This window comes from Halopolyspora algeriensis, assembly GCF_003337235.1.
Classification (GTDB): Bacteria; Actinomycetota; Actinomycetes; order Mycobacteriales; family Pseudonocardiaceae; genus Haloactinomyces; species Haloactinomyces algeriensis.
The window spans coordinates 285,993-312,930 of sequence record NZ_QPJC01000001.1 but is presented as its reverse complement, the minus strand read 5'-3'; the positions used below and the strand labels follow the sequence as shown (position 1 = coordinate 312,930).

Below are 26,938 nucleotides of genomic sequence, written 5' to 3'. Positions count from 1 at the left end.
CCCGGGCCTTGGTGAATGCTGTGGAGCACAGCCTTCATCAAGGCCCGGAATCGTCGGTCTAGTAGTACCGGTGCTGGCCGTGCGGAATGGTGATCTCGGTGTCCGCCTCGGCCGGGCGGGGCGGGGCCGCGTGTCCCGGCGGCTGTGGGGCGGACTGTTCGGGGTAGAGATCGCCCGTGTACTGCTGATCCGGTGAGGGGCGTGCCTGCTGATCGTTCTGCGGCCACGTCGGGGCCTGCACCGGGCCGCCTTCGTCGGACAGGTGCTGCATGATCCAGTCCTTGGCCAACGCGTCCGGTGACGTTCCCCGCTGTGCCGCGAGTTCCTTGAGCCGTTCGTTGGCCATCAGCGGCAGGCGGAGCTGGTAAACCTGTGACGAACCGAAGCGGCGGCCGGTACCGGTGGTCTCGAGTTCCTCCTCCGGTGCGAGTGCCGCGAGGTAGGATTCGAGCTCACGATCCGGTGTTTCCGCCTCCTGCTGGTCCGCGAACGTCTCCGCCCGCTGCCGGCGTCCGATCTTCGTTCGTCCTAGAGCCACGCAGCCACGATAACGGTTGTATTGAGAACCGGCAGTTTCTGTGGTTTCCGTCACGCCGTGCGTCCGGAGGTCGGCAGCGGCGGCGGTGATGGTGTGGAGTGCTCCCGCGCCGGGGGAGCGCGGGAGCACGGAGGGATCTCCACAATGCTGACCGGGGGGATGTCAGCGGTTCGATTGTGGCAGCTGCCACGGGGATTTGTGGAGAGCACGCGAGACGGGATTCGACGCTGCGGACTCGCCGGAGACTTGCCCGCGATGGCCGCACCGCTGCCTGCGGGCGGGGATGAGCTGCCCCGGTCGGCCGGGACGGCCGTGCTCGTGACCACGCACCGTGCCGGTACAGTTGCTCCGAGACACGGATCCACGGCATGTATAGTGATGAACATCACAGTGCGTCTCGGTCGAGTTGTAGGCACGGAATGGCCGCTTATGGCTCGTGCAGCGGATCAAGGACGTGCCTGTGATTACTCTGCGTTGGATCAAATCACTCTCCAGGGGGCTTTGGGTCCTGGGGGAGGGTGGATAACCTGCGGCCACATTCGAGCCGGGGAGGCGCCATGTACGGGTCGCTCGACGTACGAAAGTTCCTGGGACAGCAGGAAGAAGAGTCCATGCGGTCCTCGGGTGGTGTTCCTGCGCCACGGGCCGGCGAGCCCGGCCGGGTTTCACCGGAGCAGGTGCATCGCGCACGGCTGGCGGTCGCGCGCAGTGCGGACAACGCCGAGGACTGCAAACTGCTGCTCGACATGCTCGGTCTGACGCCGGACGAGGACGGAGAACCGCCGGTCGCGCGCTGAAGTGGCTCTCCCCCGAGACGCACACCCCCCGTGGAGCGTCTCGAGGGAGGGCCGAGCCCGCCGCAACGGGATCATCGAAAACATACCGCCCGGTCTTTTTTCGTGTGCATGAGGTCTCCTGTGGAAGTGCTTCACCAGGGAGAACGTGTGCAGGGGCGGTCGTCGGGATGATCATCGGATAGCCGAACACGAGCGCTGCACGGTAACTTCCGCGACGGAGATGATCATCTGTCCGTGGGGCGGTGTGGCTCGTGCGCGGTGCTCGTGGCACCGGGCGGGGCGCCGTCCGCATGTCACCTGTCGGAGCCGTGCACATGCCTCAGCAGCGCCGGGCGCAAGCCACTCGTCGTGCCATCGTCGTGGCTGCTGCCGAGGAGTTCGAAGACGCCGGCTATGACGGCACACCGCTGAGCGCGATCCTGCGCCGCAGCGGTGCCACCAAGGGCGCCTTCTACTTCCACTTCTCCTCGAAGGAGGCGCTGGCGGTCACGCTCGTTCGGCTCCAGGGTCGGCATTGGCCTCGCCTGCGGCAGCGCTGGCTCCGGCGCAGGCTCGATCCGCTGTCCATCGCGGTCGGGATGGCCGACGAGGCCAGCCGCCTGTTGGAGAACGACGTGGTGATCCGAGCCGGGACCAGGCTGGCACGGCACCGCATCGGACGTAACCTGGCGGCCCATCGAGCCGCGGCGGAGTGGGAACAGGTGCTCACCGAGCTTCTGCAGCGCTCCGCCGAACACGGCCTGCTCCGGGCGGGGGTGAATCCCGTCGAGGTCGCCCGGGTGATCCATGCGGCCATGGTCGGTGTCCGAGTGGTCGGTGCCGATGTGTCCCCCGGGCCTGGGGTGGGCGCGCGAGCCGCGGAGGTCTGGCAGGTCATCCTGCAGGGGATCGCCACCGCGGAGTGGCTGCGGAGCAATCGGTTCCTACGTACGGTGCACCTGCCCTGACTCGGCTCGATCGGGTGAACGAGCCGTGGGGGTGACCGGACGGCCGAATGCCGTGTCGGGTGTCACAGTTCCCGTTCTGTGGGGTCTCGTGCCTCCGCCGGCCCCGGATGCGGGTGCCGGCGGAGGGCCCTCGGTTGCTTGGCCGAGGCCTGCAGAGGCTTTGAAAGTCCTGTTCAGGGCGGTATGATCGTGTTGCGGAGCGCCTGAACGCCCGGGCGGGAGGGTGCTGCGAAGGTCGTACGCGGCCTTGAGGACCCCCCCGTTTGGGTGCCGCTGAAGGCATGACGTAAGCTTTTAATCGCTCCCAACGGGGCGCCCCCGAAAAGGGAAAGCCGGTTGGAGGCAAGGCCGGGTCGGTTGGCTGATCGGCCAAGCCCCCATCGTCTAGAGGCCTAGGACGCCGCCCTTTCAAGGCGGTAACGCGGGTTCGAATCCCGTTGGGGGTACGCACAACAACACATGGCCCAGTGGCGCAGTTGGTTAGCGCGCCGCCCTGTCACGGCGGAGGTCGCGGGTTCGAGTCCCGTCTGGGTCGCCAGAGCGATCGGCCACGAGCCGGGCGCGAACGGCCAGGTAGCTCAGTTGGTACGAGCGTCCGCCTGAAAAGCGGAAGGTCGGCGGTTCGACCCCGCCCCTGGCCACCGCTCAGAGCTGCAAGAACGGCCCCTGCCGGAGACGGCGGGGGCCGTTTTGTATCGGGGCAGTCTCAGTTCGTCTCAGTGCGAACCTTTCACCACTGTTGCAGCCGTCTCGCCAGCCACTACGTGAGCAGCGGGAACGAGACCGTGAACAGTGAACCGCCGATCTGCACAGCAATGGGAGAAGACCGCCCGCGGCACCAGAGGGAACGTCTATCCCTGGGGTGGCCAGCCCACACCCGCGAAGTGCAACGTCCGAGAGAACGGAGTCGGTGCCACCACTCCCGGCGACCGGTACCAGAGTGGCGTCAGCCCGTACGGGGTGTACGACCTCTGCGGCAACGTTTGGGAGTGGTGCTCGACGGAGTCGAAGCCAGGTAGGTACGAGCTGAAGGGTGGCGCTTGGACGAGCCCGTTCAACCGAGCGACCCCGTCCTCGTTCAACGACGCGGCGGCGACCATGTGTGATGACGACACGGGGTTCCGTTGTGCCGTCTCGGCTGACGCGCTGGAAACGCTGCTCAAACGTTGAAGCCCTGCCCCCGCTGCCCCCGCTGTCCCCGCTGTCCCCGGAGTCCACAAACCTGTTCTGACCTGCTCAAATGGACATCACCTGCGGGGGCACCCTGTCCCCGCAGGTGTCCCCGCTGTCCCCGAGTGGATGCGGCATGCTGACGTCTTCAACAAGAGCTGTAACAGTGGGGGGCGCGAGCGTACGGTTAGCCCCCGCTCAGTGAGAATTTCACCGTACGGGGTTACTGAGACATCGCAGGTCATGGACACCACATACTCGGCCTCAGGAGGAGTCGCATCCAGTTGGGGTTCCTTCGCGGACTTTAGCCGCTGAGGATGGTGCGTGCTGCGTTGATGCCGCTTTCCACGGCGCCTTCCATGTTGTTGGGCCAGCTGCTGCGTTCTGCTCCAGCGAAGTGGATGTGTCCGTGGGATCGAGTGAGATGAGGGCCGTGGCGGCGGAGTTGCCCAGGAGAGAATCCGATATCGCAAGCGGGGATATGGGGGTGCTCGCTCCACCGGTACACGGTGCGGGCTCGCAGGTTCTCCGGAGTGATATGGAACAGCGCGGCGAGGTCAGCGGTCAGGATGGCCTCGTCGGCTTCGGCGTAGTCGGGTGCGGCGAAGCCTGTGATGCGGCGGTTGGCGCGCCAGGCTGCGGCCACAGTGGTGCCGCCGATTGCGGCCCGGTGCCGTACATGGTGCTCGTGCGGCAGCAGGCCGGTGACCTTGGTGCCGGGCTGGCCTCGGAGTTCGTCGAGGGCGGCTAGCGTTTCAGGCAGCGGTGGGTCGAAGTCGAGGTGTGCCAGGGCGCCGACTGGTGCAGTGACCACGGTATGCCGTGCTTGGATGGCGACTCCCTCGATAGTCTCGACGTGTACTTGATCGGCATCGGAGATGCGGCGAACCGCAGTGTTGAGCGTGACTCTGTCGCCCAGTTGCTCCGCCAGACGGGCAGTGATGCTCTGTGCACCTTCGACCACGGTGTAGGCGAACGTGGTGTGCAATGTGCGCAATAGGCCCCGACCTCGTGCGAACCACCACAGCACATGTAGCAAGGAGACGTGTTCAATGTCGGCAGACATGAGCGCGCCGACCACGATGGACAAGTACCTCAATCCGTCCCCGTCCACACCCTGGGCGCGTAACCATGCTGCGAAGGCATGCGAATCCAGCGCGTCGGCCTCGGCCGACAGCCATGGCTGCACCGGATCCACGGTTCTCGCAAGCTGGTTCAGTCGCCAGCACGCCCGCAGCAGGGCCCACTGCTCGGGCATGGATAGCGCCGGAATCCGCCGGATCAAGTTGCGCCGCGCACCACGCCACAAGATCGGATGCCCCAACTGCTTCGCGGGCTGTAGGTGCAGCCCGAGCTCATTCACCAAGCGCTGCATGTGCCGATGTTGCGGACCGACCCATTCGCCGCCGAACTCGGTCAGCACTCCGTCTGCCAGCTGCCCTGTACGGGTGCGGCCGCCCACCTCGGGTTCCACCTCGAGCACCCGCACCGTCTGACCGTTCGTCGTGAGGGTGTGTGCCGCACTCAGCCCAGCCAAGCCCGCACCCACAATCACCGTGTCCACTACCTCCGTCATTGCGCACCTCCTGGTACGATCGTCTCAGACGAACGTACCAGGACGCCAAGAAGGGAAACCATAACTCGATGGCCACAAACCGGGACGCCCTGCTGCAGGCGGCCATCCAGTGCTTGCAGGAACGCGGCTACGCCAACATCAGCGCCCGCGATCTCGTTGAGGTCTCGGGAACCAACCTCGGCGCGATCGGTTACCACTTCGGCTCCAAAGAAGCCCTGATCAACGAGGCGATTACGCACAACATCCGAGAGTGGATCGACGCGCTCGGCGCGCTGCTTCGTCGTCACGTGGGCCAGGGTGGCGGCCTGCGGGCAGCCCTCGAAGAGCTCATCACAACAGTCGGTCAGCACGAGTCGCTCGTGACCGCGTTCTTCGATGCACTCGCGCAAGCAGGCCACAGCAGCGAACTGCGAAGGCAACTGGCAGCCCACTACGAGCAATTCCGCAACGACGTGGCCGAAGCTTTTAGGCCGGTGCTTGACCAAGTCGCCACAAGCTCCGACTCTCAAACGCTCAGTACACTGCTCGTCGCCGTAGCTGATGGCCTGATCATTCAGCGCATGCTCGGCCCCACCCACCTACCCACCAGCACACAGCTCCTGGCATCGCTGCGTACGCTATCCCAGTTGGCCGATATCGAAGATGCCTGAACGTCTCACTGAAGGATGGTGTCCGTACGTACGGCAGGGGTTCCCTTCCGTACGCAGCATCCGCTTGGCGCGGTGGTCAACCGGCTCTCGGTGTGGTCTGACCGATGAATCTTCCGCGCCGTGTTGGTCTGTACGCCGAATACGGACTCACGGGAGGCTGACGCTATGCGGAAACTGACCTTCGGCATGAACCTGAGCCTGGACGGCTACATCGCCGCGCCCGGCGACGACCTCGGCTGGAGCGTGCCGAGCGACGAGCTGTTCCAGTGGTGGTCCGACCGGGTGGGGGCGACGGGCCTGGCGCTGTACGGGCGCAAACTGTGGGAGACGATGAGCTCTCACTGGCCGACCGCCGACCAGCAGCCGGGCGCCACACCGGCGGAGATCGAGTTCGCCCACCGCTGGCAGGACATGCCGAAGGTGGTGTTCTCCTCGACGACCAGCGCGGTCGACTGGAATGCCCGCCTGGTCACCGGCGACGCTGTCACCGAGATCACCCGGCTCAAGACTGAGGATGGCGGCCCCATGGACATCGGCGGCGCCACCCTCGCCGCGGCGGCCATGCGGGCCGGCCTGATCGACGAGTACGTGCTGGCCACCGCGCCGGTCTTGGTGGGCGGCGGCACGCCGTTCTTTACGGCCCTGGACAACTGGGTGAACCTGACCCTGGTGGAGACCCGGACGTTTCCCGACGGCGTGGTCCTGACCAGGTACGAGACCAGGCGCTGAATACTCGACGTCGGATCGGCGCGGGCTCGGGCCACCCAAGGATCCCGTGGCCGTTAGGGGATCGGCGGATCTCTTGCGGACGTTTAGTGGGTGGTGATTGTCGCCCGTGTGTCACATCCGAGGCTTCGTCGCGTGTCTGATGGGTAGTAGGCAATCAACTCGGCAGGACTGGCTAGGTGTGCTGTCCCGGGACAGCACACCTAGGTTACTGAGACGTCCCTGGTCAACGACGTGCCAGCTCGTAGCTTCGCCCCGCGTCCGCGGCGACTGAGTAGCCCTGTCTCAGTGGGGGTTGGTTTGCGGAGATGGTGCGGGGCTCGAGCTGCGTGGGTCGTTGGATAGGGCTGTGGTGGGTAGACGTGGGGCGTCGCCGAAGGTGGGGAGTGCTGCGATGACGATGCCGGAAGATGCGAGGAACGGTTCGATCGAGACGGTGACTGTGGGGGTGGTGGCTGATCCGGTGGCCGCGCCTGCGCAGATTGCTGAGCAGCTCGCCCATGATTTGCCGGGACTGCTGTCCGAGCAGTTGGAGGACAACTGCGTGTGGCGCGTGGAGGTGCACCGCGAGCAGTTGCCGCCCAGTGACGACCGCCATACCGAGATGATGGACGTCGCCGGCAAGCGGATGCGGCAGTATGGGTGGAATCTTGCTGCGTGCATCACGGATCTCCCGCTGCGTAGCGGCCGGCAGCCCATCGTGGCCGATATGAGCAACGAGCGCAGGGTCCTGGTGGTGTCGCTACCGGCATTCGGAGGCATGGCGTTGCGCCGCCGGGTGCGAGGTGTGGTGATCCAACTCGTCGCCGACATGCGCAGCCGGGGTACTCCCTCGGAGGGGACCGAAGAGCACCGGCGTCGCCGACTGCCCTGGCTGGCCAACCGCTTCCAGCGGGTCACCCCGGAGCAACGCGACGTCGACGTGCGCGTGCTGGCCTCGCGAGGCGTGGTGCGGCTATTGATCGGCATGGTTCGGGACAATCGTCCGTGGCGGCTGGTGTTCGGCTTGACCGGGCCGCTGGTGGGGGCGTTCGCGTTCAGCGCGTTCTACTTGATCAATACGTCGGTCTGGCGACTGGCCAGCACGATGGAGCCACTGCGCCTGTTGGCCGCGGCGCTCGGGTCGGTGGCTGTCATGGTCGCTTGGCTCATCGCCTATCACCGGCTGTGGGAGCAGACCATGGGCCGACCCACACACGAACGCGAGCAGGCGGTGTTGTTCAACGCTTCCACGGTACTGACCCTGGTCATCGGAGTGGGGTGCATGTACGGGGCGCTCTACGTCGTCAACCTGATCGCGGCCGGTGTTGTCCTCACCCCTGAGGTGTTCGGCCAATACGTCGGGCCCGGTCTCGGATTCGGTGACTATGCCGTCGTCATGCTGCTGGTCACCGCGGCGGCCACTGTTGCCGGTGCCGTCGGCTCCGGCTTCGAAAGTGAAAACTCGATCCGCGAAGCCGCCTTCAGCTACCGCGAACGCGAACGCCGCCAGGCCCTGCACAACACACAGACCCGACGTGAACGGCAAGAAGGCCGTGGCGGTTCCGCGGAAACATAACCGGTTACTCTTACTCCACCGACGGTTCCCTCCAGCAGCAAACGTCCGCTTACGGTAGGGGATCCTCTTCCAGGCACCTCGGTACCGGGCTGTGAGAACTTTCTGTACGTCTTCAAGCCGCCCCGCGAGGCGGGGCGGACGCGGCCAAGAGCCGGGCGACCTGGCGCGCCGTTCCGGCAAGCTCCGCTCTGCGCCGGTCGGTCGAGCCCGGCTTGGCACGCGGAAGGAGCACGCGCGCGGGATCGGACGTGAAGCGGAACAAAGTTGCGCACAACGCGACCAACCGGCCGGGTTCGCCCTGGTAAGGCCGTCCATCCTGCTGTCGTCGCATCATCAAAGCCGGGAACATCGGCGTCAACCCGGAACCAGCGGGCAGCCGGTGCCGGTTGCGTAGGTGGCGGTTCCAGGTTGACTCCGATAACCCCGCCAGTGAAGCGGCAAGGACAGCGGGATGGAGGCGAGTGCGCGTCGACTGCCAGCGGTGTCTTACGGCTCTTGCGCTCGTCCGTCGCGTGGCCCGAAGACCTCCAGCGCTTCTGCATCGGAAGCGGTGGCGCGTAGAAAGTCGTTCGCCCAGGCGGCGGCCTCTGGATATGCCGACTCCCGGGCGGTGCGATCTATCGCCGACTGAAGATCGAACTCGGTACAGCGAAGATCGACACCAGGACCGAGCAATGCCCAATGCGCTCCCGCCCGACCGTAGGGCATTCCGACGCTTCCAGGGTTGATCACGAGTCGTCTGTGCGCGAGGCGAACGAAGGGCATGTGTGTGTGGCCGCAAACCACGGTTCGAATGTCCGGATCAAGATCCTCGAAGACCTCCGACCATCGACCGAGCCGGGAGTCGACCAGCACAAGCTCTTCGTCGTCACGGGGGGTCGCGTGACAGAACAGCACTTCCCCCATCCCCGTTATCGACAAGGGCCACGACAGCGGCAGCCCAGCAAGAAGGTCGAGGTGATCCTGTCGTAGCTGTTCAGCGGCCCATGGAGCGATCGGGTCGGGAATCGATGTATTGCGCTCACGTCGGTACGTGACAAGCTCGCGATCGGCGTTACCGTTGAGCCACACCACCCAGTCGCCGAGTCCGATCAACCGGTCGAGGACTTCAGTTGGCTGGGGTCCTGCAGCGATATCGCCAGTCAGCACGATGCGATCAGCAGCAGCTACATCGGGTTCGGCAAGCACGGCTTCCAGAGCTGGCAGGACGCCGTGGATATCGGAGAGAACAGCGACTCGGTTCAGCATAGCCGCAACTGTGCATGAAGTTGCCCACCAGCACACGCACCCACACGCGACTGCGTTGCTGTAGCGACCGCTGTAGCAACTGGTCCCGACGCCCCTGACCCAGCAAGAACCTTGGCAAGATCATCAGTGCAGCTCACGGACGAATCTGAACGAGCCGCCGATGGTGCTCTGTGCCTGAAAAGCGGAAGGTCGGCGGTTCGACCCCGCCCCTGGCCACCGCTCGGAGCTGTGAAAACACCCCGTCGGTACGTCCGGCGGGGTGCTCTTGTAGCAACGGCTGTAGCACCCCGCTCAGTCGAGGTACTCCTCCAGCTTCGCCGACGCGGCCCGTTGCTCGTCGAGCGAGGCGTGCGCGCAGATCCCCACCGTCACGCGTGTGTCTCAGTGGTGGTGGCCGTGCCGGCCGAGGGACTCCACGGGGGTTGCGCCAGGGCGAGTCCACTGCGGAACGGGGCGGCTGGTCGGGCCCCAGGTGGCGACGCCGTCGGCGTCCGTGCGCCAGTACCAGCAGATCGGCGAGCCATGCCCACCGACCGGCGAGTCGGTCTGAGGGGCGTCGGGCCAACCCTCGGGGTTGTCCTCCCACGCCTCGCGGCGGCCGTAGGGCGTCATGTCGAGCAGACCGAGGGACCCGTTGACCGGCTCGTTGCCCCGGGCGGTCGTGGAGTAGGTGAGGAACACGCGGTCGCCGTCGCGCAGGAAGCAGGTGATGTGCCCCATTTCTCCGCCGACCGGTGCGTCCACGTCGCGCACCGAGTACCAGGGCTGGGCGTAGCCCATGAACTCGACGTAGGAGGCCACCTCGTCCCAACGGCCCGTGGTCAGGACGGCGAACGAGACGCCGCGGGCGTTGAGGTAGGCGGCGTCCTTCACGTGCCAGGCCGTGGTGGTGCAGCCCTCGCACTGCCCCTGGTGTGGCGCGCCGTCGTACCACATGTGCTTGTAGACCACGAGCTCGTCGCGGCCCTGGAACAGGTTCAGGAACGGGACCGGGCCGTCGGGTCCGACGACCTCGACCGTCCCGTCGAGCTCCACCATCGGCAACCGTCGGCGAGCCGCGGCGATGGCGTCGCCCTCGCGGGTGTGGGCCTTCTCGCGGACCAGAAGCTCGTCGCGGGCGGCCTGCCAGGTGGCCGGGTCGACGACGGGCGGGCGGCCGGGCAGCGCAGTGCTCGGGTCACTCGGCATGGTCGTCATGGTGTCCTCCGTGGTTTCTCGTGCTGGGCAGCGTCATACGACGCCCTGGGACGGTCACCAGAACAGACGCGCGACCCGGCCGGAACTCATCGCGGCAGGGGGCACCCTCGGTCGAGCCCAGCCGGCCGCCTACCTGGGCCGCCGGCCGTAGTCAGCAGCACGCATCGCGACCTCGGGGGCGGCAGAGGCTTCAAATCTCGGCTCGCAGACCGGGAGGACAGCGGCGAAGCGCAGTGGCGGGCACGTTTCGAGATGCTCGACTCGTACAACGTGGTTGTGCTGTTGAATCATTGCCCCGTAGGCATGGTCGGCGGGATTCCCGGTGGCCACGGGACCGGCGAGCTCAAATCCGTGTGGGTCGGTCCACAGGCTCGGGGCCGAGGTGTCGGAGACCGGCTCGTGATTGCCGTGCAGGACCGGGCCGTTCGCCGATACGGAATCGGCGGCAGCTGATCGACGGCATACGGCTTCGTACTCGCACCGGCGTCCCGTGGCGGGATGTTCCGGAACGGGACGGCTCCTGGGCACGGGTGTATGACTTCTGCCGCCGCTGGCAGCGGGACGGCACTTGGCAGCGGGTCCTCAACGAGTGGCTGTGACCAGTGCCGGCAGGGCTGTCGACCTGGTGTCCGCGCCTCAAGACATCGCGGCGCGATCGGACTCGCTGCGAAGAACGCAGAATTCGTTACCTTCAGGGTCTGCGAGGACGGCCCAGCCCGTACCGTCGGGTTCTCGGCGATCGGCGACGAAGGCGGCACCGAGGCTCAGTAGCCGCTTGACCTCCTCCTCGCGCGAGGTCTTCGGGCGCAGGCACAGGTGGATCCGGTTCTTGACCGTCTTCGGTTCTGGCACCTGGTTGAAGTGCAGCAGTGGACCCTCCGGCAGCATCACGTCAATCTCCGGGTCGCCCGGTTCGTCCTCTGGATGCAGTGGGCAACCGGTCACCTCACCCCAGAACCGTGCCAACTCATAGGCATCAGCACAGTCGATCGCCACGTTCTGCAACACCGAGACCATGCAAGTGATCCTGCCCTGGCACCGGCACACCGTTCAAGCTCCGGTGCCACACGGCACGAGCCCTTCTGATACACGCCCGAGGGCGTGTCTCCCATATCGGGTAAGCCATGCGGTGTCCTGTCTCATCGAAGGCAGCACAGTCTCACTGAATCCCGGCGGGATTCAACGGCTGGATGCGGCCCGGCCCAGCGCGTCACCAACTCATGGCACGCGAGACATCGACCCGCGCGGCGATGACATCCGGGGTACCGGTGAACAGCACGCTCCCCTAAGGTGGGCCGATGGCGTCGATCAAGCAGTTCCAAGTCACCTTCGACTGCGCAGAACCCGAGCGCGTCGCTCGTTTCTGGTGCGAGGTGTTGGGGTACGTCGTACCGCCGCCACCGGATGGGTTTGCTACGTGGGACGATTTCGATCGCTCGCTGCCGCCTGAGGATCAGGGTTCAGCGTTCGCCTGCATGGATCCCTCGGGTGTGGGCCCGCGACTGTTCTTCCAGCGCGTTCCCGAAGGCAAGGTCGTCAAGAATCGGCTGCATCTTGATGTGCGGACCGGCACCGGGCTCGTGGGTGAAGAGCGCCTCGCCACACTCGAGGCCGAGTGCGCACGACTGGTCGCGCTCGGCGCGGTACGCGTGCGGCTGCTGCCTGCCGATGACGACAACGAGTCGTGCATCGTGATGCAGGACATCGAGGGAAACGAGTTCTGTCTCGACTGAGGGGCCGCGAACGTGTCTTCGTTCTGTCCCCATGGGCCAGGACGAAGAACCATCTCCGAGCTGTCAGGGCGCTGTGGCGCAGATCGCTGGATCAGGCGCTCGGGACGGGCGAGTCGTCCGGCCGGTTCGACGGATTACGGCCGAGTTCGATGAGACGGAGCCGGTGTGCTGGGGCTCGCTGAATCCGGGGCACCGCAGCCCAGCGGCGACGGCAGCAACGGCTCGATCTGCTCCTGCTGCGCATCGGACGACGAACGGAACCGCGACGAACTCACCCGCGATCATGCGCGCCTCACCGCGCATATGGGGACACGCCCTGGCCGGTCGCGCTGGTGTAGCGACGGTTGTAGCAACCGAGGTTGATTTCTGCGGCCGGCGCCGGACCGGGCCGTGACCATCCGTGCAGCTCACGGGCGGATCTGAACGAGCCGCATGGGGTGATCCGTGCCTGAAGCGGAAGGCCGGCGGTTCGACCCCGCCCCTGGCCACGCTCCTTCAGCTGCGAGAACGGCCCGCACCGGACCCGGTGGGGGCCGTTCTCGCGTCGGACGGACCTCAGCTGGAGGGGAGCTGCAGCAGGCGTTCGGCGACCTGGACGAGATCGGGGCCGCTCACGTCGGGTGCGGTGAAGACGTCGCCGTAGCGGCCTTCCAGCCGCTCGCACCACCCAGCGAGACAGCCCGCGCGCTTGGCTCCGTGGCAGTCCCAGGCGTGCACCGCGACCAGCGCCATGTGTGCGGGTGTCGTCCCGAGTTCGTGGGCTGTCACGCGGTAGATGGACGGGGCGGGTTTCCAGATACCTGCCTGCTCCGCGGTGACCACCTGGTCCACGTGGCGCGCCAGTCCCGCTCGTTCCAGGAACCGTGCCGTGTTCTCCGCGCTGCCGACGGTCAAGCAGCCGACCCGCAGTCCGGCTTCGGACAGCAGACGCAGCGCGGGCTCGGCATCGGGGTGTGCGGGTAGTTGGCCGAACCCCTCCAGGACATGGTCGATGTCTGCTTCGGTGGCGGTGTGCCCGGTGTCGGTGCGCAACGCCTGCCGTGCCACCGACTCGAACGTTCCGAAATCCCCGCTGAGGGTCAGCGCCATGGAGTCGCGCTGGAAGCGCATGAACCACGGCTGCAACAGCTGCGCAGGTTGGCCGATCTCCTCCAGCCGCGCGCGGAGTGGATCCAGGTTCAGCAGTGTTTCGAGCACATCGAAAGCAACGGCGTGCGGACGAGTGGACACGGGTCCTCCTTCGGTTGGTGCTCGGCTTCCCGAGCAGTACTATACATACAGGTTTGTATAGTTCGACTCGATGTCAGGGGAGAGCCGCGGTGGCAGCAACACAACGACGGACCGGCGATGCACGTTCGGCGGCGGAGCGCATCCTGACCACCGCTTCACAGCTGTTCTACGAGCACGGCATCCGAGCGACAGGGGTCAACACCATCGCCGAACGAGCCGCGGTCACCAAGGTCACCCTCTACGCCCACTTCGGTTCCAAGGACGGGCTCGTGGCAGCGCACCTGCGCGCCCGTGACCAGCGGTGGTGGGCCGAGTTCGACGAGTTCCTCGCCGGATGCACGACTGGGGCGGACCGCTTGAGAGCGATGTTCGACGCGTATCAGGCCTGGGCACTGGCGGGCGGCTTCCGCGGGTGCGGCTTCGTCAACGCCGCCACCGAGCTCACCGCTCCCGAGCATCCCGGCCACGCCATCATCAACGACCACAAGGAAGGTATCCGGCGTTCCCTCGAAGCATTCGCCGCCGAAGCCGGATGCACCCACCCGGCGGAGGCAGCGGAGGAGTGGTTCCTCCTGCTGGAAGGAGCCACCGTGACCGCATCGCTGCGGCACAGCACCGAACCCCTCCACCGAGCTCGCCGAGCCGCACTCCGGCGGCTGGACTCGGCGAGCCCGCAATAGCCGTCGCTTCCTCTCACGGAACGGGCTCCACGAGATCGAAAACGACGTGGGGGGTGCTGACGTTGCAGCGGACAGCTCAGCAGCAGCCTGCAGCGCGACGTCGCGAGAGGGGCGGGACGCCGGAAAGGGGTCGCGCCGAGGGATCGGTGCTGGTTAGGGCAGGTATCGGGAATACCTTTCCGGTAGTACGCACCGAAACAGCCGTTCGCAATAATCTCGCTCGAGTTTTACCGGCGGCAGCCGGAGCATGTTGTCGGACCCCTGCGTCAGGCCGGGTTGGTCGTCCGAGCTCAACTGCTGCGCGAGCCCGATGACGACGGAGACTTCCCGGAAGGAGCACCACAGGGCTTCACCCTCGCCGGAAACCGGTCCACACGGGGTCTGACTGATGCCTTCTGAGCATGCGGTGAGGCTATGTCGGGGTATGGGCGGGGAAACCGACAGAGGTGCATACCCGTGAGCAGGAGCAGCGACAGTTGGCCGCGGTGGATCTCTTTGAACAGGGCGAGTGGTTGCAGTCGAAGATCCGACCCACGCCGACCTGGTCCTTCCACAACCGACAACCTGATCAGAAAGACTCAATGAGCGTTCGGTTTTCTCGGGTGCGCGGACAAGAGAGCCGGTCGCTGTTTTTCTCGTTTGGGTCCGATCCCTCGGTGAGACGCCAGTGCCTGCTTGTCGGGGCGTTACTCGATTATGGTGGTGAGTCCTTCGCGACCATGGCCCAGTTCGATGCGTTGCTGGACGAGATGGTGTATGTGGTCGAGAGCACCATTGCCAAGATGCTGGCCGCGTCGGAGCTCGATGAGTTGCTCCAGCACGGGGCCGTGCTCGGTCAGGTCGGCGGGTCCCCGCGGGAATGACCTAGTTTTGACCTCGTGTGCGGTGCCAGCGGTGGCGTGCACGACGTGTCCCAGTTGGGTGGCGGCCAAGGGGGCGAAGTCCTCGACATCGATGCCTGTCGAGCGGATGGTCTCCAGGGCTCGCAGATAGGCGACTTGGGCGTCGTACCAGAGCCCAAACAGGGTGAGGTCCTGCACGGCTGCGGCGGCGGGATCAGCTCCCAGATACTGCGCCGAGCCGAGGGTCTCGAGCGTGGCGCGGTGCTCCTCGAAGGCGGATCGCGGGCCGCTGTAGAGGAATGTGGCGGCGTTGCTTCCGATGTTCTCGGGCTCGGTCTGGACCCCGCCGTCGAGATAGGCGGCTCCGGCTTGCTCGGCTTTGTGGGCTGCTTGATGCGCTTCCGCGGGCGAACCGGTGGTGAGCGCGACGATCGTCCGCCCTGCGATCGTGTCCGCGGTGGCTTCGAGTACCGCATCCACCGCCGCGTAGTCGGTCACGCACACGAGCACCAGCGGGCTCGCGGCCACTGCCTCAGCCGCTGAGGGTGCGCGGGCCGAACCTCGAGCGGCGAGTGCGTCGGTCCGCTCTGGGGTGCGGTTCCACACAGTCACGGTGGTACCGGCTGCGAGCATGGTCTGTGCGATCTTGCCACCGATGGCGCCGGTGCCGAGGATGCTTACTGCTGTAGCGGATCCAGTGCTCTCGATCATGACTGTGCCCCACCTTCTGACTCGGGGTTCTACCTTCCGGACTGGAACCTAAAACTTCAAGCAAACATGAAGTCAAGGCTTGGCGATATTTCCGTGACGCTGAACCACTTGTGGACCTCAGTCGTACGTACGCAGGGGATCCTGAAGCGAACCCGATGAGACGGCGATGAAGGTGGCGGGATACTCACGGGCATGACGATCGATGTGTGGATGCAGCATCCGACCCGTCGGTTTCTTGCGCACGAGATGTTCGCGTCGCTGCGCCGGTGGACTGGCCAAGAGGTCCCCGCCGAGGAGATTCCGTTGGCGGCGACGGTGACGGTGATGGATCAGGCACAGGTCGATGTCGGCCTGCTCAGCGCGTGGCAAGGCCCGCACGGCAATGTTCTGATCTCCAACGACGAGGTGGTCGAGTGGGTGGCGGCACGCCCCGATCGCTTTGCCGGGCTGGCCACGGTCGATCTGGCCCGTCCCATGGAGGCCGTGCGCGAGCTGCGCCGCTGCGTCATTGACCTCGGGTTTCGCGGGTTGCGGGTGGTGCCGTGGCTGTGGGAACTGGCGCCGACCGACCGGCGCTACTATCCTCTGTATGCCGCTTGCGTGGAACTCGGTGTTCCCTTCTGCACCCAGGTCGGCCACACCGGACCGTTGCAGCCCTCCGAGACCGGCCGGCCCATTCCCTACATCGACCAGGTCGCGCTGGACTTTCCCGAGCTGACCATCGTGTGCGGCCACGTCGGCTATCCCTGGACCGAGGAGATGATTGCGCTGGCACGCAAGCACGCCAATGTCTACATCGACACCTCGGCCTATACCAGTGCTCGGCTGCCGCAGGAGCTGATTGCCTTCCTGCACACTCGCACCGGTAGCTGCAAAGTGCTCTTCGGCACAAACTACCCCATGATCAAGCCCGACCACGCGCTGGCCGATCTCGACGACCTCGGCCTCAACGCCGAAACCCGCCAGCTGTATCTGCACGACAACGCCGCCCGCATCTTCGGTCTCGCGACATCACCAACGGAATCTCAATAGAGGAATCGCGGATTCATTCGGTGGTTGTAACACACCTGGTCATGACAGGACTGTTGATCATGGTGATGCTTTCCGAGCGGATGGTGCCGGAGCGGGTGCAGGTTTTCTGGGCGGCGCTGCAGCGTGGTGCCTTCATCATCGACGCGGCGGCCGGAGCTGGAACCCACCGGGGGCGAGGACCGGCGGTAGCTCGTGGCAGAAGGGTGTTCGCCCGCGACGTGGCCGCGGGCTAACGGGACGCTGTTCGACCTTTGCTGAGCGGGAGGAGAGCGCGCTGGGTCGGGCTCGAAAAGGAATCGGTGCGCACGATCGCTGCTCGGCTGGATCGGTATCCGTCGACGGTCCCGCGGGAGCTGCGGCGCAACAAGTCCGGGCTCGCCTGGGACAGGTGCTCGTGCAAAAAACGGGCAGGGTCGATACTGGGATGCGCGATCATCGCGTGGGATTCCTCGCTCATGAGCGGGAACCCGCTACTGAGGATCACGCGGTGACTCCGATCTGTTGGCTGTTCGCTGGTGCTCATGGAGAGCCGCAGATGTTGTCGTGTTCGTCGGGGGCGGCATGAAGGAACAGAGCAGGGGCCTCGTGACCTACAGCCATCGTCTCGCCACTCGTGAGGACCTGCCCGCGATCGTCGACATCTACAACTCCGCGATCCTGGAGAAGGCGAGCACCTGCGACCTGGAACCGGTCAGTGTCGCCTCCCGGAAGGCGTGGTTCGACGAGTCACGTCCTGATCACCGCCCCATCTGGGTCGGCTACGAGACGGATCGCCCGCAGACGGTCACCGGGTATCTGACCTTTGATCCCTTCCTCAACGGTCGTCCCGGATACGACGTGACTGCCGACGTCGCCGTGTACCTCCACTCCGACCACCGCAGCCGAGGACAGGGGACCTACCTACTGGGTGAGGCGGTCGCGCACGCTCCAAAGCTGGGGGTGCGGACCCTGGCCACCACGATCTTCGCCGCCAACGCGGCCAGCCTCCGGCTCTTCTCGTCCCACGGCTTTCAGGAGTGGGGGCGCCTGCCGGGGGTGGCCGACCTGGGAGGCGACGTGATCCACGACGTCGTCCTCGTCGGACGACCGGTGGGCGATACCGCGCAGTGAAATTCTCGGCCACGACTCCCAGAAGTAGGTGTTCAGGCGGTCGGGGCGCCGAGGACGAGAAGCACGGTTGCGGCCGCATGGCTGCTTGGATCGGCCGCCCGAGAGATGAGTTTTTGTCCCGCCATCGGTCATCACTGGCACAGCAGATCTGCAGAAAGAAGGGAAGCCCGATGTCAAGCCTGATGGTGGACTTCATCATCTCACTCGACGGTTACGCGGCTGCGGACGACTGGCCCGGCTACTGGGGCATGGAGGGTCCTGAGTACTTCGCCTGGCTCAAGGAAGGAGCCGAGCACGAGCACACTGCCCTCATGGGTGCGACGACGTACCGGGTGATGTCCGAGGTCGCCGCCGAGATACCCGACGATCCCGGCATCGCCGCACTGACAGCGATGCCCAAGGTGGTGTTTTCCTCCACTTTGGAGGCACCGCTGTCGTGGGCCAACACCGAGTTGGTCGACGGGGACTCCGTCGAAGCCGTGCGGAGCATGAAGCGGCACGACTCGCGACCTCTGCGCACCATCGGCAGCCTCAGCCTGTGCCGGTCACTGCTCGAAGCCGGCGTGGTGGACCGCTTCCGCGTGGTCGTCTTCCCGGTCATCACCGGCGCCACCGGAAGGGATCGCATCTTCGACGGGTATCCCGACATCACCCTCGACCTGGTCGACAGCCGCACGTTCGACGGTCGGCTCCAGTTGCTCGAGTACGTTCCCACGGTGCTCGACGGGCCGCCCGGCGTCGGAGACTAGAAGGGCTGCTCGGCGTCCGGGTCGGCGCAGACCACGTCGAGGCGTGCGTCGTTGACGAGCTGTTCGATGACGTGCGTGTCCGCGCCGATCCCGGCCCAGTGCGGATCGACGTCACTGGCAACGCACCAGGCATGATCGGCAGGCCAGACGAACGCAGGTACGGGCGCGTCCAGCCGGGTCTGTCCCACCCACAAGTCGGCGTCGTCCCAGTTGTGGCCATCGGCCAGCCGGCCGTGAAAGAGAAAGTAGGCACGGTTCGGAACGACGACCTGTGGTCCTGGCGGTACCGATCGCGGCCCCGGGTACTGCGCAGGCCGTGCAGGTGACGTGGGTGGCGGCATGCTTGCCGGGGGGAAGTCGGGATCGCGGTAGACCTCGGGCATCTCGCCTGGTTCGAAAGGGAGGGTCTTCTTCCCGCTGTCGCTGAAGCCTTCCCAGACGCAGAAGTAGCAGTTGTCGGGTGTCGTCGTATGCGAGGCCAGTACCTGCAGCAACGTGGTCATGTGGTCACTGTCCAGCCAGTCGTCGTCGACGTCGGCGTGGTTCTCACTCGGGCCTTCGTAGGCTGGATCGGGCAGATACCGCAGCCGTGCGTAGCCCGCGAAGCCGGAGGGCCCGAACCCGACCAGCCGCTGCCACGGCAATGCGCTGTCGACGATCCAGTTGGCCGGCGACACGTCCGAGCGGAAAGTCAGCGACACACACTGTGTCTACCAGACCGGTGCGCAACGGCGCCGGCGAACGACGCGCGACAGCAAAGCCAATCACGGCCACTGCCGACCATCACCTGAGACCGGGATGTCAAGTATCTACCGAGACCGCACACTCACACGGGTGTTCCGGCTGATGAACGTGCATCCCGTGGGCAGGCCGGTGCCGGTAGCGTGAGCGGTGGTGCGCGGGTTGCCCCCGATAGCCCCGGCAGTGAGGCGGCAGGGACAGCGGGATGGAGACGTCTCGTTCGGCGCTGGCGCCGGCTGGTCTTACAGGTGCTGACCGGTGAGGGAGACGGACAAGACCATGGGCACGGCACGAGAACTTCCGGCCGAGAACCGTCCCGGCAAACAAGCATGGCTCGGACCGATCTCATTGGCTCTTGGGCTGGTCAGCTGGGTGATTCCAGCCGCAAGCTGGCTCGTCGCCCTGGGAGCGATCGTCTGCGGTGCCGTGTCGATGTCTACCAGGACGGAATACCGCGTCGACTGGACGGCTGTCGTCGGAATCGGTGCGGGTGCCGCCCGCGGGTTGGTCTCCTTGCTGGTGCTGATCATGACTGCGAGCGGCTATTGAAAACACCGCTGCAGCGACCGGCTCCGATACCTACGGCCCAGCCGGGATCAGCCCGCGGCCATCCGTGCAGCTCGCGGACGAAGGTGAACCGCCTGCTCGAGCGGCCGGGTGGGTAAGGCTCGTCGAGGAGGTGGAGCCCTGCTACGACGGCACGGACCGCGTGAGCGTCTCGCGGACGTCGTCCGGCGGCGGCGCCGGTCGCAGAGTCTGCGTATCGACCCACGCGTAGCGGTTGGTGATCTCGGTGACCAACTCCGCGCCCCGCCGGATCTCGAAGCGCAGGACGAGCGAGGTGGTGCCGATTCGCTGGGTGAAGACCGCCACGGCGAGCTCGTCGTCGAAGCGGCAGGCGGCGAGGTAGCGCACGTTCGATTCGGCAACCACCAGATCGACGCCGCGCTCCACGAGCTCGGTGTGCGACCCGAACAGCGCCTTCAAGTATTCGAAGCTGGCCATGTCCGCGTACGCGAGGTAGTGCGCGTTGAACACCACCCCCTGCGGGTCGCACTCGTGGTAGCGCACGCGCAGAGGCATCCGCGCGGCCGGTTCGGGAGAGGCGACCGGTTCGGGAGAGTCCGTCATGCCGCGAACGTACCGCCGGCCGGATCGGGGGCCTCAGGCCGCCGCCGCCCCCTGAGGCCCTGGCTGTGCTGTTCCGTACCGCGCTGCCGGCACGAGCGGGTGTGCAGCCGGGCCGACGCGGACAGGTGGTGTCGCGCCGGGCGAGTTGTTTGCTGCGATCGGCCTCGGGTACCGCATTGCCATGCGCATCGGCAATACGGAGATCAGACCTCTCGGCGGCGGGGCCGGGTGCCTGACCATGATCCTGCTGTCCATCCTGCTGTCGGTCCTGCTCACGGTCGCACTCAATCTGCTGCTGTGAGCTCGACGCCTTCGAAGAGGCGCCCTCGCACGCACAGGCCCACCGGATGTACCCGGGCTTTTCCGGGGCTTTCAGCGTGCGTGCCCCACCGGGTCGGTCGCGATCGATCCGGCCCGGTGGGCTCGCCGGAGTCAGTGGGTCACGTGATTTTCGGGCTGGACCGAGTGCGAGTTCGCATACTTGTACACCCACAGATCCCGCCCCTTGCGGTGGTCCCTCTGGTACCACGCCACCTCCTGGGAGCCCTCCGCCGCGGGCTCCGCATCACCGCGCGGTGACGGCACCGGCAGTGGCGAGAGGGGGGATCCTTCCGCTCCGATCGGCAGGGTGATCTCGCGACCGTCCTCGGGCCCCCCGAACAGTTCGATCTGGACGTGCATGTTCACGGGTCGTGCCTCCCCGGGTTTTACGGTGCTCCTGTATACATACTGACCAGTTACCACGCCGTTCCGTTCCCCATGCCACCCGATCGGGCGAGCATTTGTTCCTCCGGTGTCCCGCTGTGGGATGTAGGGGGGCAGGTGTGCACTGTGTACCCGCGGCACGGACCGGAGCGCAGGAGGAACTCCGCCTTCCTGGCACCGGGGCCTGCGTTTCCCCGTCGAAGTGGGGGCGCCCCCGCGCTCGACCGGCCTGGGGGTCACCGGGAGTGCGGGGGCGCCAAGTCCACCCCTGGGGGTCAGGTGGACCGCCCGAAAGGTTACTAGGAGGTACCGCTGATGTCTCTAGGTGTGGCTACTTTTCCGATCAACTCGCCCGTTCGGGTTAAAGCCATCCGCGCCGTCGAAACACCACGTACAGGGCCACCGCGACGATCACCATGAGTCCCAGTGCCATCGGGTATCCGAAAGCCCAGTCCAGTTCGGGCATGCGGGTGAAGTTCATCCCGTAGACGGTGCCCACCACTGTCGGGGTGAACAGGATCGCTGCCCAGGACGAGATCCGTTTCATGTCCTCGTTCTGCGTCAGACTGGTCTCGGTGAGCCGTGCCGCCTGCTCGTTCTGGCGTTGCGCGTGCAGGGACGCGTTGACGGTGAGGATGCCGGACAGCAGCTGCCGATGTGATTCCACGCGTTCGACCACGTCGGAGGCGTGATCGCGTACGTCGCGCAGGTTGCGCAGCAGTTCCACGTCGACCTCGCGGCGGGTGAAGTGCGTCTCCAGCGTATCCAGCAGCTCCAGCAGGGGGCGGCTCGCACGCTGGAACTCGATGACTTCCCGGGACAGCCGGTAGATGCGTGCCGACACGGCGGGTTCGCCACCGAAGACCTCGCTCTCGATCTCGTCGAGGTCGTTCTGCAGCCCTCGCTCGACCGGGACGAGATCGTCGACCACGCGGTCCAGCAGTGCGTACAGCACCGACTCGGGGCCGTGTCCGAGAAGAGCGGGATCCTGCTCCAGTCGTTGCCGCACGGGTGCGAGATCGGGTTTCTCGGCATGTCGCACCGTGATGACGAAATCCGGCCCGACGAAGACGTGGATCTCGCCGATCTCGACGTCCTCCTGCTCATCGAGGTAGCGCGCCGGGCGCAGCACCATGAACAGGATGTCGTCGTAATGCTCCACTTTGGGGCGCTGATGTGCGACGACGGCGTCCTCGACCGCGAGCGGGTGCAACTCGAACTCCTCGGTGATCGAGGCAACCTCCTCCTCGTCCGGCCGGAGCAGCCCGATCCAGGAGAACCTGTCCGGGCGTGACGGTCCCGAACGGAGGTGGCGATATGTCGCTGCGAGCGTGTCGCAGTCGTGCTCGCGCAGACCGCTCGCATAGATCGCGCTGTCGACCATCACCATGGCGAACCATTCTCCGGGATCCGGGGCCGATCGGAACGTCGCATCCCGTGACGCGGGATCAGGGTCGGAACCGCACCAGGGCCAACGCCTGGTCGTCGTGTCGCTTCGGACGCGGCCACCGGCGGCCGTCCGGATCCGATTCCTCGGCGGCCCGGACCCGATCGAGTACGGCATGGGTGCCGTTGTCGTTTGCGTGTTCGTACAGCGCCGACCAGTTCCGGTAGATCCCGTAGTCGTCCACTCCACAGGAGACCCCATCACTGGCCAGGACCGCGGCGCGCACACGGGCACGCGACCAGGAGGCACGGACGGCCCGGTGTGCGGCACGCGGCTCGGCTTCGGCCACCCAGAATCCTCCCTCGACATTGCGCCACCGGCCGGTTGCATCCACCGCTGCTCGCAGTTCCTCGTCGTGTTCCTGCCCGAATCCGCCGCCGGAGCGCAACCGCTCGCGGTAGCCGCCCCGGCCTTCGGAACGCAGCTCGGTCAGCCTGTTGTCGGTGACCGGATGCTCGCCGGAGTCGGTGAGCACCACGATCGGGCTGTCGGCCAGGACGAGCGCCTCGACGGTGCTTGCGTCCCAACGCAGCACAGCGACGGTGCTGGAGGGGGCGTGGCCGGGTTGAAGGCCGTGCGTTGTGGCGACTTCCGCGATGGCCTCGGCCAGCAGATCGGCGAGGTCGGCCCGCGTGTGGGCGCGGCCTCCCGGATCGGTGCGCGCGGTGAGCCGGGGACGCAGCGCTGCGGCGAGCTCGCCCGCATACCAACCACCGGTGCAGGCGGTCGGTCGCAGTGAGGTCGCGCCGTCGAGCAGCGCCACGGCATTCGGCAGGGTGAGCACGACGTCCTCGCTGTGCTCGGTGCCCGCCTGCTCGGCGACTTCGACGCTCGGCATGGGTCGATTATCGGCGTCGCGGGCCGCGTACCGCCACGGCGGGCAGCGCCAGCTGGGTCAAGGGGCCGATCGCGACGGCGAACAGCACCGTGCCGATCCCGACCGTGCCGCCGAGCGACCAGCCCGCGGCCAGGACGGAAATCTCGATTCCGGTGCGTACCAGCCGGATCGAGGCCCCTGTTCGCTCGTGCAGCCCGGTCATCAAGCCGTCGCGCGGCCCCGGCCCCAGTCGCGCGCCGACGTAGACGGCGGTGGCCAGCGCGTTGAGTGCGATCCCGGTGATCAGCAGCGCGATCCGTGCAGCGAGCGGGTCCGGAGGCGGGAGCAAAGCCAGGGCGGTATCGACCGATATGGCGATGACCACGACATTCGCCACGGTGCCGATCCCGGGGCGCTGCCGCAGCGGAAGCCAGGCCAGCAGCACCAGTCCGCCGGTCAGGACCGTGACGCTGCCGAAACTCCAGCCCAGGTGTGTCGCCAGACCCTCGTGCAGGACGTCCCAGGGCGACAGTCCCAGCCCGGCCCGCACCATCAGAGCCATGCTCGTGCCGAACAGCACCAGTCCCCCGAGAAGCTGCACCAACCGGGAGGTGGGGCGCATGGTGATCGGGAGGGGTGAGAGGTCCACCTTCGTCGCAGTCGAGCCCATGCGGTTGTTTCTATCCCGAATTGGCTTTTTCTTCGAGAGCCAATCTGGAAGTATTGGACTGATGGTGCAGTCCGAATCGGTACGAGTGAGAGGCCACAAGCTGGCACAGCTCCTCGGGACCTGGTCGGCGGGGCAGCGCCCGTCCTCGGGAGCCCTGCACAGCGCGCTACGCCAGTTGATTCTGGACGGGCGGTTGGCTCCGGGGACGCGGCTTCCCGCCGAGCGCGAGTTCGCGGACGTCCTCGGCGCCAGCCGGACCCTGGTCGCGAGCGCGCTGGAAAGTCTCCGCGAGGACGGCTTCGTCGCCAGCCGGCGTGGTGCCGGATCGTGGGTGACCCTTCCGGAAGGGCGCAGTGCGGCCGCTACCGGCGGGTGGTTCCCGCCCGAGGACGGGGAGACCATCAATTTCGCGCAGGCCATCCCGGGCCCTGTTCCCGAACTCACCAATGCCGTCGACGCTGCGCGTGCCCGGTTCGCCGAGCAGGCCACCGGGCACGGCTACCAGTTGCACGGGCTGCCGGCACTGCGGGAGCGGATCGCCGAGCGCTTCACCCGGCGCGGGTTGCCGACGGGAGAGCAGCAGATACTGATCACCAACGGGGCGCAGCACGCATTCGCGCTGGCATTGCGCCTGCTGGTGTCCCCGGGTGAGCGGGTGCTGGTCGAGCATCCCACCTATCCGAACGCGCTGGAGGCCATCCGGGCGGTCCATGCGACCCCGCTGCCGGTGCCGATGGCCGACGGAGGTTGGGACCCGGAGCTGGTCGAGGCGACCCTGTCCCAGGGCTCGCCCCGGATGGCCTACCTCGTCCCCGACTTCCAGAACCCGACCGGGGCGCTGATGAGCGGCCCGGTGCGCGGGCGAATCGCCGCAGCGCTGCGCCGTACCCGCACCACCGCGGTCGTGGACGAGACGCTGGTCGACATCGACCTGTCCTCGGACGGGGTTCCGCCGCCGATGGCCGGGTTCGCGGAGAACCAGGTGATCACCGTCGGCTCGGCGAGCAAGTCGTTCTGGGGTGGCCTGCGGCTCGGCTGGATCCGCGCCCCGGAGGAGTTCGTGCAGCGCCTGGTTCACGGCAGGGCGGCCGTGGACCTCGGCAGTCCGGTGTTCGAGCAACTCGTGCTCTCCGAGATCCTCGACGGTGCCGATTCCCTCCTGCGCTCGAGACGCGCCGAGTTGGTCGAACGTCGTGACGGGCTCGTCGCCGCAGTTCGGGAGATGTGTCCGCAGTGGAAGTTCCGGGTGCCGGATGGAGGCCTGTCGCTGTGGTGCGACTTGGGACGGCCGGTCGGCAGCAGGCTTGCCGTGGCCGCCGAGCAGCACGGGGTCCGGTTGGCTCCGGGCGCGCGGTTCGCCGCGCGCGGTGCGCTCGAGCGGTATGCGCGCCTGCCGTACACGCTGCCGGTCGAACGGTTGCGAGCGGCCGTGTCGAAACTCGCGCTCGCGTGGGAGGCCGTGCACGACACGGGAGTCGTCGACCCCTGGCAGGAACCGGTCACCTGAGTGTCTGTCTTTGGTCTGGTTCTTTCGCTCGAATGATCAGCCTGGGCAGGGTGACCCGCTCCGGCGTTTCAGGCGGATGCATTGCAAGGCAGTTGGCCATGTGGTGTAGGTGGCTACTCGATGTGGCCTGCAACGCCGCAAGGCGCCGCCTGAGACGGCGGTTCAACAACCACCTGACCAAGTCCCAAGACGGGCTCTGAGGAGCCACCCGCCGGCACGGCCCCTCGTCGTGCCGGTGGGTGGCTCTCACCGAGGTGACCCCGGTGTCGCAGGGGCATTGCGACACCGGGGCCGGGGCACCGACATCGTCGGATCGTGGAAGTGGTGCCCCATCCGACCCGGCCGGGCGCAGACGGCGGATCGGAGCTGTGTTGCCGAACGGGGCTTGCCAGCAGTGTCCTACGGATCCGCGAAGAACACGGCGTGGCTCCGGAGGCCCCGCCACCAGCCTCACCCGGACGTGTGAAAGCTGTGGTGCGCTGCGCCGGTCCCGCCTGCCGGAGCGGCGAGGCAGAGACCGATGCATGCGGTATTCACCATGCGTCGGACGTGTTCACCGGTGTTGCACCGCCTCCCCGAGAATCGCGGCGATGTGCGAGAACCCACCGATGTGACCGGCAGATTTCCTCACGGGTTTCGATCACGCCCTGAGTAGGAACACCCGAGTCTTTCGTCCATTCGAGGGATCATCGCGCTCGATGTGAATCCGGGTCCCCTCCCGCCCTCTCTCAATCCGTACAAGGCCCGACCGGACGGGTCGGGGTCGGCAGGAGACGGAGGTGTGTGGGTAGTGCACGAGATCGGTGACGCCGGTGAGATGACCACTCTGCTGGCCAGGGCGTCCGCGGGGGACGATCGGGCCTGGCGCGAGCTGGTCGACCGCCACGGCGGCCTGGTGTGGGGCACCGCCCGGGCGTACTCGGCCAATCGCGTCGACGCGGAAGACGTCTGTCAGGCCACCTGGCTGCTGCTGACCGAGAACCTGGGGCGGGTGCGTGAGCCGAACGCACTGCCCGGCTGGCTGGTCACCACCGCCCGCCGAGAGGCTCTCCGGGTGATCAAGGCACGCAGACGTGAATCGCCGGCCGCGATGGACCATCTCCTGGCGGACATGCCCGACGGCTCCGAGGGGCCGGAGAGCACGGTGATGCGCACGGTGGCCGCGGGCAGGCTCGGGCAGGCGTTCGCGGAACTGTCCCAACGTTGCCAGCAATTGCTGCGTGTGGTGGCGGTCGCCCCCGAAGCCAGCTACGCCCAGGTCGGCGCTGCCTTGGGGATGGCGCGCGGAAGTATCGGCCCGAAGAAGAGCCGGTGCCTCACGGCGCTGCGCAACAGCATGACCGCACTGGGGATGCCGGAGGAGGCAGCCGGATGAGCGAGACGTTGCCTCCGGAGCTGCTGGTGTTGCGAGAGCTGTTCCACACCC

28 protein-coding genes, 3 tRNA genes and 2 pseudogenes are annotated in these 26,938 nt (G+C 66.6%); 20 read left to right on the top strand and 13 right to left on the bottom strand.

Going from position 1 to position 26,938, the window contains the following annotated elements; translation table 11 throughout:
- Window positions 1-58: 58 nt before the first annotated feature.
- Complete coding sequence (locus DFQ14_RS01570) at window positions 59-538, bottom strand: hypothetical protein (RefSeq protein WP_114451524.1); 480 nt, start codon at window positions 536-538, stop codon at window positions 59-61.
- Window positions 539-1,095: 557 nt separating this feature from the next.
- On the opposite strand from DFQ14_RS01570, the gene DFQ14_RS01565 reads away from it, so the two are divergent.
- The 6 genes and pseudogenes from DFQ14_RS01565 to DFQ14_RS01540 form a co-directional block, all read left to right on the top strand.
- Window positions 1,096-1,335, top strand: coding sequence for a hypothetical protein (locus DFQ14_RS01565; RefSeq protein WP_114451199.1), 240 nt, complete (start codon window positions 1,096-1,098; stop codon window positions 1,333-1,335).
- Window positions 1,336-1,649: 314 nt separating this feature from the next.
- Complete coding sequence (locus tag DFQ14_RS01560; protein ID WP_114451523.1) at window positions 1,650-2,282, top strand: ScbR family autoregulator-binding transcription factor; 633 nt, start codon at window positions 1,650-1,652, stop codon at window positions 2,280-2,282.
- Window positions 2,283-2,655: 373 nt separating this feature from the next.
- Window positions 2,656-2,728: transfer RNA gene (locus DFQ14_RS01555), tRNA-Glu, on the top strand.
- Between the two features lie 15 nt (window positions 2,729-2,743).
- Window positions 2,744-2,820: transfer RNA gene (locus DFQ14_RS01550), tRNA-Asp, on the top strand.
- A 29-nt stretch (window positions 2,821-2,849) separates the two neighbouring features.
- Window positions 2,850-2,923, top strand: a tRNA-Phe gene (locus DFQ14_RS01545).
- Window positions 2,924-3,086: 163 nt separating this feature from the next.
- Window positions 3,087-3,452: pseudogene (locus DFQ14_RS01540) on the top strand (formylglycine-generating enzyme family protein); the annotation flags it as partial.
- Window positions 3,453-3,756: 304 nt separating this feature from the next.
- On the opposite strand, the gene DFQ14_RS01535 reads toward DFQ14_RS01540, so the two are convergent.
- A complete protein-coding gene (locus tag DFQ14_RS01535) occupies window positions 3,757-5,028 on the bottom strand; it encodes a flavin monoamine oxidase family protein (RefSeq protein WP_114451198.1) in 1,272 nt (423 codons plus the stop codon).
- A gap of 68 nt (window positions 5,029-5,096) precedes the next feature.
- Between DFQ14_RS01535 and DFQ14_RS01530 the strand changes: the two genes are divergently transcribed.
- The 3 genes from DFQ14_RS01530 to DFQ14_RS01520 all read left to right on the top strand — a co-directional run bounded on the left by DFQ14_RS01530 (window position 5,097) and on the right by DFQ14_RS01520 (window position 7,962).
- On the top strand, window positions 5,097-5,678 hold the full coding sequence (locus DFQ14_RS01530; protein WP_114451197.1) for a TetR/AcrR family transcriptional regulator: 582 nt from the start codon (window positions 5,097-5,099) through the stop codon (window positions 5,676-5,678).
- 165 nt (window positions 5,679-5,843) lie between these two features.
- The gene (locus DFQ14_RS01525) at window positions 5,844-6,407 is read left to right on the top strand and encodes a dihydrofolate reductase family protein (protein ID WP_114451196.1); all 564 of its coding nucleotides are present in this window, start codon (window positions 5,844-5,846) and stop codon (window positions 6,405-6,407) included.
- 391 nt (window positions 6,408-6,798) lie between these two features.
- Window positions 6,799-7,962, top strand: a complete 1,164-nt coding sequence (locus DFQ14_RS01520) for a GtrA domain-containing protein (protein ID WP_179951458.1) — start codon at window positions 6,799-6,801, stop codon at window positions 7,960-7,962.
- 486 nt (window positions 7,963-8,448) lie between these two features.
- On the opposite strand, the gene DFQ14_RS01515 is transcribed toward DFQ14_RS01520, so the two are convergent.
- Entirely contained in the window at window positions 8,449-9,210 is a 762-nt protein-coding gene (locus DFQ14_RS01515) for a metallophosphoesterase family protein (RefSeq protein WP_114451195.1), read from the bottom strand.
- Between the two features lie 381 nt (window positions 9,211-9,591).
- Window positions 9,592-10,407 carry a DUF899 domain-containing protein gene (locus DFQ14_RS01510; RefSeq protein ID WP_114451194.1) on the bottom strand — a complete coding sequence of 272 codons (816 nt, stop codon included), beginning with the start codon at window positions 10,405-10,407 and terminating at the stop codon, window positions 9,592-9,594.
- On the opposite strand from DFQ14_RS01510, the gene DFQ14_RS22525 reads away from it, so the two are divergent.
- The gene (locus tag DFQ14_RS22525; RefSeq protein WP_338072556.1) at window positions 10,294-10,860 is read left to right on the top strand and encodes a GNAT family N-acetyltransferase; all 567 of its coding nucleotides are present in this window, start codon (window positions 10,294-10,296) and stop codon (window positions 10,858-10,860) included. The two genes, DFQ14_RS01510 and DFQ14_RS22525, sit on opposite strands and share 114 nt — an antisense overlap.
- A pseudogene (locus tag DFQ14_RS01500) lies at window positions 10,761-10,991 on the top strand (transposase); the annotation flags it as partial. The gene DFQ14_RS22525 and the pseudogene DFQ14_RS01500, both read left to right, overlap by 100 nt.
- 52 nt (window positions 10,992-11,043) lie before the next feature.
- Here the strand turns inward: DFQ14_RS01500 and DFQ14_RS01495 are convergent.
- Window positions 11,044-11,424 carry a VOC family protein gene (locus DFQ14_RS01495; RefSeq protein ID WP_114451192.1) on the bottom strand — a complete coding sequence of 127 codons (381 nt, stop codon included), beginning with the start codon at window positions 11,422-11,424 and terminating at the stop codon, window positions 11,044-11,046.
- 281 nt (window positions 11,425-11,705) lie between these two features.
- On the opposite strand from DFQ14_RS01495, the gene DFQ14_RS01490 reads away from it, so the two are divergent.
- Window positions 11,706-12,140 carry a VOC family protein gene (locus DFQ14_RS01490; protein ID WP_114451191.1) on the top strand — a complete coding sequence of 145 codons (435 nt, stop codon included), beginning with the start codon at window positions 11,706-11,708 and terminating at the stop codon, window positions 12,138-12,140.
- A gap of 555 nt (window positions 12,141-12,695) precedes the next feature.
- On the opposite strand, the gene DFQ14_RS01485 is transcribed toward DFQ14_RS01490, so the two are convergent.
- A complete protein-coding gene (locus tag DFQ14_RS01485) occupies window positions 12,696-13,370 on the bottom strand; it encodes a haloacid dehalogenase type II (RefSeq protein WP_114451190.1) in 675 nt (224 codons plus the stop codon).
- Between the two features lie 89 nt (window positions 13,371-13,459).
- Between DFQ14_RS01485 and DFQ14_RS01480 the strand changes: the two genes are divergently transcribed.
- Window positions 13,460-14,050, top strand: coding sequence for a TetR/AcrR family transcriptional regulator (locus tag DFQ14_RS01480; protein ID WP_114451189.1), 591 nt, complete (start codon window positions 13,460-13,462; stop codon window positions 14,048-14,050).
- A gap of 686 nt (window positions 14,051-14,736) precedes the next feature.
- Here the strand turns inward: DFQ14_RS01480 and DFQ14_RS01475 are convergent.
- A complete protein-coding gene (locus DFQ14_RS01475; protein WP_114451188.1) occupies window positions 14,737-15,603 on the bottom strand; it encodes an NAD(P)-binding domain-containing protein in 867 nt (288 codons plus the stop codon).
- A 192-nt stretch (window positions 15,604-15,795) separates the two neighbouring features.
- Here DFQ14_RS01475 and DFQ14_RS01470 point away from each other — a divergent pair, with 192 nt between their 5' ends.
- The 4 genes from DFQ14_RS01470 to DFQ14_RS01450 all read left to right on the top strand — a co-directional run bounded on the left by DFQ14_RS01470 (window position 15,796) and on the right by DFQ14_RS01450 (window position 18,494).
- Window positions 15,796-16,635 carry an amidohydrolase family protein gene (locus DFQ14_RS01470; RefSeq protein WP_114451187.1) on the top strand — a complete coding sequence of 280 codons (840 nt, stop codon included), beginning with the start codon at window positions 15,796-15,798 and terminating at the stop codon, window positions 16,633-16,635.
- Window positions 16,636-16,676: 41 nt separating this feature from the next.
- Window positions 16,677-16,868, top strand: coding sequence for a hypothetical protein (locus DFQ14_RS01465; RefSeq protein ID WP_114451186.1), 192 nt, complete (start codon window positions 16,677-16,679; stop codon window positions 16,866-16,868).
- A gap of 352 nt (window positions 16,869-17,220) precedes the next feature.
- Window positions 17,221-17,745: a GNAT family N-acetyltransferase gene (locus tag DFQ14_RS01455; RefSeq protein ID WP_114451521.1), complete on the top strand. Its 525-nt coding sequence runs from the start codon at window positions 17,221-17,223 to the stop codon at window positions 17,743-17,745.
- A gap of 170 nt (window positions 17,746-17,915) precedes the next feature.
- Complete coding sequence (locus tag DFQ14_RS01450) at window positions 17,916-18,494, top strand: dihydrofolate reductase family protein (RefSeq protein ID WP_114451184.1); 579 nt, start codon at window positions 17,916-17,918, stop codon at window positions 18,492-18,494.
- Here the strand turns inward: DFQ14_RS01450 and DFQ14_RS21980 are convergent.
- Entirely contained in the window at window positions 18,491-19,195 is a 705-nt protein-coding gene (locus DFQ14_RS21980) for a hypothetical protein (RefSeq protein ID WP_170206371.1), read from the bottom strand. The genes DFQ14_RS01450 and DFQ14_RS21980 overlap by 4 nt on opposite strands.
- Before the next feature lie 298 nt (window positions 19,196-19,493).
- Between DFQ14_RS21980 and DFQ14_RS01440 the strand changes: the two genes are divergently transcribed.
- On the top strand, window positions 19,494-19,784 hold the full coding sequence (locus tag DFQ14_RS01440; protein ID WP_141921377.1) for a hypothetical protein: 291 nt from the start codon (window positions 19,494-19,496) through the stop codon (window positions 19,782-19,784).
- Between the two features lie 141 nt (window positions 19,785-19,925).
- Here DFQ14_RS01440 and DFQ14_RS01435 read toward each other — a convergent pair whose 3' ends face one another.
- From DFQ14_RS01435 to yczE, 5 genes are all read right to left on the bottom strand, one after another.
- Window positions 19,926-20,366: an acyl-CoA thioesterase gene (locus DFQ14_RS01435; protein ID WP_114451182.1), complete on the bottom strand. Its 441-nt coding sequence runs from the start codon at window positions 20,364-20,366 to the stop codon at window positions 19,926-19,928.
- 432 nt (window positions 20,367-20,798) lie between these two features.
- The gene (locus tag DFQ14_RS01430) at window positions 20,799-21,047 is read right to left on the bottom strand and encodes a hypothetical protein (RefSeq protein WP_246195766.1); all 249 of its coding nucleotides are present in this window, start codon (window positions 21,045-21,047) and stop codon (window positions 20,799-20,801) included.
- Window positions 21,048-21,432: 385 nt separating this feature from the next.
- The gene (gene corA / locus DFQ14_RS01425) at window positions 21,433-22,461 is read right to left on the bottom strand and encodes a magnesium/cobalt transporter CorA (RefSeq protein WP_246195736.1); all 1,029 of its coding nucleotides are present in this window, start codon (window positions 22,459-22,461) and stop codon (window positions 21,433-21,435) included.
- Window positions 22,462-22,519: 58 nt separating this feature from the next.
- Window positions 22,520-23,356 (bottom strand): hypothetical protein, encoded by an 837-nt coding sequence (locus DFQ14_RS01420; RefSeq protein WP_114451180.1) that lies wholly within the window; start codon window positions 23,354-23,356, stop codon window positions 22,520-22,522.
- A 7-nt stretch (window positions 23,357-23,363) separates the two neighbouring features.
- Window positions 23,364-24,005 carry a membrane protein YczE gene (gene yczE, locus DFQ14_RS01415; RefSeq protein WP_114451179.1) on the bottom strand — a complete coding sequence of 214 codons (642 nt, stop codon included), beginning with the start codon at window positions 24,003-24,005 and terminating at the stop codon, window positions 23,364-23,366.
- A gap of 61 nt (window positions 24,006-24,066) precedes the next feature.
- Here yczE and yczR point away from each other — a divergent pair, with 61 nt between their 5' ends.
- Together yczR and DFQ14_RS01400 are read left to right on the top strand one after the other, a co-directional pair.
- Window positions 24,067-25,512: a MocR-like transcription factor YczR gene (gene yczR, locus DFQ14_RS01410; protein WP_114451178.1), complete on the top strand. Its 1,446-nt coding sequence runs from the start codon at window positions 24,067-24,069 to the stop codon at window positions 25,510-25,512.
- Window positions 25,513-26,302: 790 nt separating this feature from the next.
- The gene (locus tag DFQ14_RS01400) at window positions 26,303-26,887 is read left to right on the top strand and encodes an RNA polymerase sigma factor (RefSeq protein WP_246195735.1); all 585 of its coding nucleotides are present in this window, start codon (window positions 26,303-26,305) and stop codon (window positions 26,885-26,887) included.
- Window positions 26,888-26,938: the final 51 nt, after the last annotated feature.

Coding starts and splice junctions, on each gene's coding strand:
- DFQ14_RS01565 (WP_114451199.1), top strand. CDS start 1,096: ATGTACGGGTCGCTCGACGTACGAAAGTTCCTGGGACAGCAGGAAGAA.
- DFQ14_RS01560 (WP_114451523.1), top strand. CDS start 1,650: ATGCCTCAGCAGCGCCGGGCGCAAGCCACTCGTCGTGCCATCGTCGTG.
- DFQ14_RS01535 (WP_114451198.1), bottom strand. CDS start 5,028: ATGACGGAGGTAGTGGACACGGTGATTGTGGGTGCGGGCTTGGCTGGG.
- DFQ14_RS01530 (WP_114451197.1), top strand. CDS start 5,097: ATGGCCACAAACCGGGACGCCCTGCTGCAGGCGGCCATCCAGTGCTTG.
- DFQ14_RS01525 (WP_114451196.1), top strand. CDS start 5,844: ATGCGGAAACTGACCTTCGGCATGAACCTGAGCCTGGACGGCTACATC.
- DFQ14_RS01520 (WP_179951458.1), top strand. CDS start 6,799: ATGACGATGCCGGAAGATGCGAGGAACGGTTCGATCGAGACGGTGACT.
- DFQ14_RS01515 (WP_114451195.1), bottom strand. CDS start 9,210: ATGCTGAACCGAGTCGCTGTTCTCTCCGATATCCACGGCGTCCTGCCA.
- DFQ14_RS01510 (WP_114451194.1), bottom strand. CDS start 10,407: ATGACGACCATGCCGAGTGACCCGAGCACTGCGCTGCCCGGCCGCCCG.
- DFQ14_RS01495 (WP_114451192.1), bottom strand. CDS start 11,424: ATGGTCTCGGTGTTGCAGAACGTGGCGATCGACTGTGCTGATGCCTAT.
- DFQ14_RS01490 (WP_114451191.1), top strand. CDS start 11,706: ATGGCGTCGATCAAGCAGTTCCAAGTCACCTTCGACTGCGCAGAACCC.
- DFQ14_RS01475 (WP_114451188.1), bottom strand. CDS start 15,603: ATGATCGAGAGCACTGGATCCGCTACAGCAGTAAGCATCCTCGGCACC.
- DFQ14_RS01470 (WP_114451187.1), top strand. CDS start 15,796: ATGACGATCGATGTGTGGATGCAGCATCCGACCCGTCGGTTTCTTGCG.
- DFQ14_RS01465 (WP_114451186.1), top strand. CDS start 16,677: ATGACAGGACTGTTGATCATGGTGATGCTTTCCGAGCGGATGGTGCCG.
- DFQ14_RS01450 (WP_114451184.1), top strand. CDS start 17,916: ATGTCAAGCCTGATGGTGGACTTCATCATCTCACTCGACGGTTACGCG.
- DFQ14_RS01435 (WP_114451182.1), bottom strand. CDS start 20,366: ATGACGGACTCTCCCGAACCGGTCGCCTCTCCCGAACCGGCCGCGCGG.
- DFQ14_RS01430 (WP_246195766.1), bottom strand. CDS start 21,047: ATGCACGTCCAGATCGAACTGTTCGGGGGGCCCGAGGACGGTCGCGAG.
- corA (WP_246195736.1), bottom strand. CDS start 22,461: ATGGTGATGGTCGACAGCGCGATCTATGCGAGCGGTCTGCGCGAGCAC.
- DFQ14_RS01420 (WP_114451180.1), bottom strand. CDS start 23,356: ATGCCGAGCGTCGAAGTCGCCGAGCAGGCGGGCACCGAGCACAGCGAG.
- yczE (WP_114451179.1), bottom strand. CDS start 24,005: ATGGGCTCGACTGCGACGAAGGTGGACCTCTCACCCCTCCCGATCACC.
- yczR (WP_114451178.1), top strand. CDS start 24,067: ATGGTGCAGTCCGAATCGGTACGAGTGAGAGGCCACAAGCTGGCACAG.